2 protein-coding genes are annotated in these 3655 nt (G+C 70.1%); one reads left to right on the top strand and one right to left on the bottom strand.

Going from position 1 to position 3655, the window contains the following annotated elements; genetic code table 11:
• Positions 1-115: 115 nt before the first annotated feature.
• Entirely contained in the window at positions 116-2638 is a 2523-nt protein-coding gene (locus tag ACWGDE_RS37195) for a DEAD/DEAH box helicase (RefSeq protein ID WP_453393503.1), read from the bottom strand.
• Between the two features lie 145 nt (positions 2639-2783).
• Here ACWGDE_RS37195 and ACWGDE_RS37190 point away from each other — a divergent pair, with 145 nt between their 5' ends.
• Positions 2784-3575 (top strand): metal-dependent hydrolase, encoded by a 792-nt coding sequence (locus tag ACWGDE_RS37190; protein WP_453393502.1) that lies wholly within the window; start codon positions 2784-2786, stop codon positions 3573-3575.
• Positions 3576-3655 lie beyond the last annotated feature (80 nt).

The following is a 3655-nucleotide window of genomic DNA, read 5'->3' as shown; positions in this document are numbered from 1 at the left end:
GACCAGCCTCTCGGCGGGGTTCGTCATCAGAGGATCTCCACTGTCGGGCCCGGCGGCCACGGTGGCGCCGGTCGGTTGCGGGCGGGGCCCCCGCCCGGACGAGGTCCGGGAGGGGTCAGAGCTGGCCGAGCTCGCCCACCGAGGTGACGCGGATGACGGCCCGGCCCTCCTCGTCGGAGGCGGCGAGGTCGACCTCGGCGCTGATGCCCCAGCCATGGTCCCCGTTGGGGTCGGCGAAGGTCTGGCGGACGCGCCACAGGCCGTGCGCCGCGTCCTCCTCGATCTGGAGCAGCTTGGGGCCGCGCGCGTCGGGACCGGTGCCCAGGTCGTCGTACTCGTCCCAGTAGCCGTCCAGGGCCTCGCCCCAGGCGTCGGCGTCCCATCCGGAGTCGCCGTCCAGCTCGCCCAGCACGTTGACGTGGTCCAGGGCGGCCAGCTCCACGCGGCGGAACATGGCGTTGCGGACCAGGACGCGGAAGGCGCGGGCGTTCGCGGTGACCGGCTTGACCTGGTCGGCCTTCTCCTGGGCCTGCTCCGCCGTCTCCACCTCCGGGTTCGCCAGCTGCTCCCACTCGTCGAGCAGGCTGGAGTCGACCTGACGGACCAGCTCGCCCAGCCACTCGATGAGGTCCTGGAGGTCCTCGGACTTGAGGTCGTCGGGGATCGTGTGGTCCAGCGCCTTGAAGGCACTGGCCAGGTAGCGCAGCACGATGCCCTCGGTGCGGGCGAGTTCGTAGAACGAGGTGAACTCGGTGAAGGTCATCGCGCGCTCGTACATGTCGCGGATGATCGACTTCGGGGAGACGGGGTGGTCGCGGACCCACGGGTGGCTCTTGCTGTACACGTCGTAGGCGTGCAGGAGGAGCTCTTCGAGGGGCTTGGGATAGGTGACGTCCTGGAGCCGCTCCATCCGCTCCTCGTACTCGACCCCGTCGGCCTTCATCTGGCCGACCATGATGCCGCGTTCCTTGTTCTGCTGGGCGGCGAGGATCTGGCGCGGGTCGTCCAGGGTGGACTCGACGACCGAGACCATGTCCAGCGCGTAGGACGGGGACTCCGGGTCCAGCAGGTCGAAGGAGGCGAGTGCGAAGGTGGACAGCGGCTGGTTCAGCGCGAAGTCCTGCTGGAGGTCGACGGTGAGGCGGATCGTGCGGCCCTCGGCGTCGGGGGTGTCGAGCTTCTCCACGACACCGCCGTCCAGCAGCGAGCGGTAGATGGCGATGGCCCGGCGGATGTGCCGCAACTGGGCCTTGCGCGGCTCGTGGTTGTCCTCGAGCAGGTGGCGCATCGCCTTGAAGGCGTCGCCGGGCCGGGCGATGACCGACAGGAGCATGATGTTGGTGACCTTGAAGCGCGAGGTCAACGCCTCCGGGTCGGCGGCGATGAGCTTCTCGAAGGTCGTGTCCGACCAGGCCACGAACCCCTCGGGAGCCTTCTTGCGGACCACCTTGCGGCGCTTCTTCGGGTCGTCGCCCGCCTTCGCCAGGGCCTTCTCGTTCTCGATGACGTGCTCGGGCGCCTGGGCCACCACATAGCCGGCGGTGTCGAATCCGGCCCGGCCGGCGCGGCCGGCGATCTGGTGGAACTCGCGGGCGCGCAGCGTGCGGACGCGGGTGCCGTCGTACTTGGTCAGTGCGGTGAACAGCACCGTGCGGATCGGGACGTTGACGCCGACGCCGAGGGTGTCGGTACCGCAGATGACCTTCAGCAGACCGGCCTGGGCCAGCTTCTCCACCAGGCGGCGGTACTTGGGCAGCATGCCCGCGTGGTGCACGCCGATGCCGTGGCGGACGTAGCGCGAGAGGTTCTGGCCGAACTTGGTGGTGAAGCGGAAGTTGCCGATCAGCTCGGCGATCTTGTCCTTCTCCTCGCGGGTGCACATGTTGATGCTCATCAGCGACTGGGCCCGCTCGACGGCCTGCGCCTGGGTGAAGTGCACGATGTAGACCGGCGCCTGCCGGGTCTCCAGCAGCTCGGTGATGGTGTCGGTGATCGGCGTCGTGACGTACTCGTACGACAGCGGGACGGGCCGGGTCGCGGAGCGGACCACGGAGGTGGGCCGGCCCGTGCGCCGGGTCAGGTCCTCCTCGAACCGCTTCATGTCGCCGAGCGTCGCGGACATCAGGATGAACTGGGCCTGCGGAAGCTCCAGCAGCGGGATCTGCCACGCCCAGCCGCGGTCGGGCTCCGCGTAGAAGTGGAACTCGTCCATGACGACCTGGCCGATGTCGGCGTACTTGCCGTCGCGCAGGGCGATGGAGGCCAGTACCTCCGCGGTACAGCAGATCACCGGGGCGTCCGAGTTCACCGAGGCGTCGCCGGTCAGCATGCCGACGTTCTCGGTGCCGAAGAGCTTGCAGAGGTCGAAGAACTTCTCCGAGACCAGGGCCTTGATCGGGGCGGTGTAGAAGGTGACCTTGTCCTGGGCCAGTGCGGTGAAGTGCGCGCCCGCCGCGACCAGGCTCTTGCCGGAGCCGGTCGGGGTGGAAAGGATCACGTTCGCGCCGGTGACCACCTCCATCAGCGCCTCCTCCTGAGCCGGGTACAGGGTGATGCCCTGGTCCTCCGCCCACGAGGAGAAAGCCTCGAAGAGGGCATCGGGGTCGGCGTTCGGCGGGAGCTGATCAATGAGGGTCACACCCCCCATCTTGCCTGGCTTCCCCCCGGATGAGGGAACCGGCGGACAGAAGGAAGATCATCGACGGTACGCTGTGCCGTCGATGCGGCCCGAACGACACCGTCGACAGGGCCCGACCAGCACACGACCGGGGCGGGGAACGACCATGATGGGTCCGGCGCACTCACTGTCCGGGGCAGCGGCCTGGCTGGGGGTGGGCGCGGCGGCGGCCGCCGCCGGGCACCCGATGCCCTGGCCCGTCCTCGTCGTCGGGGCGCTCATCTGCGCCGGAGCGGCCCTCGCTCCCGACCTGGACCACAAGTCGGCGACGATCTCCCGCGCCTTCGGCCCGCTCTCCCGGGGCCTGTGCGAGGTGGTCGACAAGATCTCCTACGCGGTCTACAAGGCCACCCGGGCCCCGCGCGACGCCCGCCGCACCGGCGGCCACCGCACCCTGACCCACACCTGGGTCTGGGCCGTACTGATCGGCGCCGGCTCCTCCGCGCTCGCCGTCACCGCCGACCGGTGGGGCGTGCTCGCCCTCCTCTTCGTCCACCTGGTCCTCGCCGTCGAAGGCCTGCTGTGGCGGGCCGCCCGCATGTCCAGCGACGTCCTGGTCTGGCTGCTCGGCGGGACCAGCGCCTGGATACTGGCCGGGGTGCTCGACCAGCCCGGCAACGGCTCCGGCTGGCTCTTCACCGGAGCGGGCCAGGAGTACCTGTGGCTCGGCCTGCCGATCGTGCTCGGTGCCCTGGTCCACGACATCGGCGACGCCCTGACCGTCTCCGGCTGCCCGATCCTGTGGCCCCTGCCCATCGCGGGCAAGCGCTGGTACCCGATCGGCCCGCCGAAGATGATGCGCTTCCGCGCCGGCAGCTGGGTGGAGCTCAAGGTCCTCATGCCCGTCTTCATGCTCCTCGGCGGAGTCGGCGGCGCCTCGGCCCTCGGCTTCTTCTGACGGCCGGACCACCCGGCGCCCGACCGCCGGTCCGGCGCCGTAGCCTGGCCGGATGCCCGCTGACATCCTCGCCCTGTGGC

Source organism: Streptomyces sp. NPDC054956 (genome assembly GCF_053609185.1).
The sequence above is the reverse complement of the archived record's forward strand: the minus strand, read 5'-3'. Positions and strand labels throughout refer to the sequence as shown.

Coding starts and splice junctions, on each gene's coding strand:
- ACWGDE_RS37190 (WP_453393502.1), top strand. CDS start 2,784: ATGATGGGTCCGGCGCACTCACTGTCCGGGGCAGCGGCCTGGCTGGGG.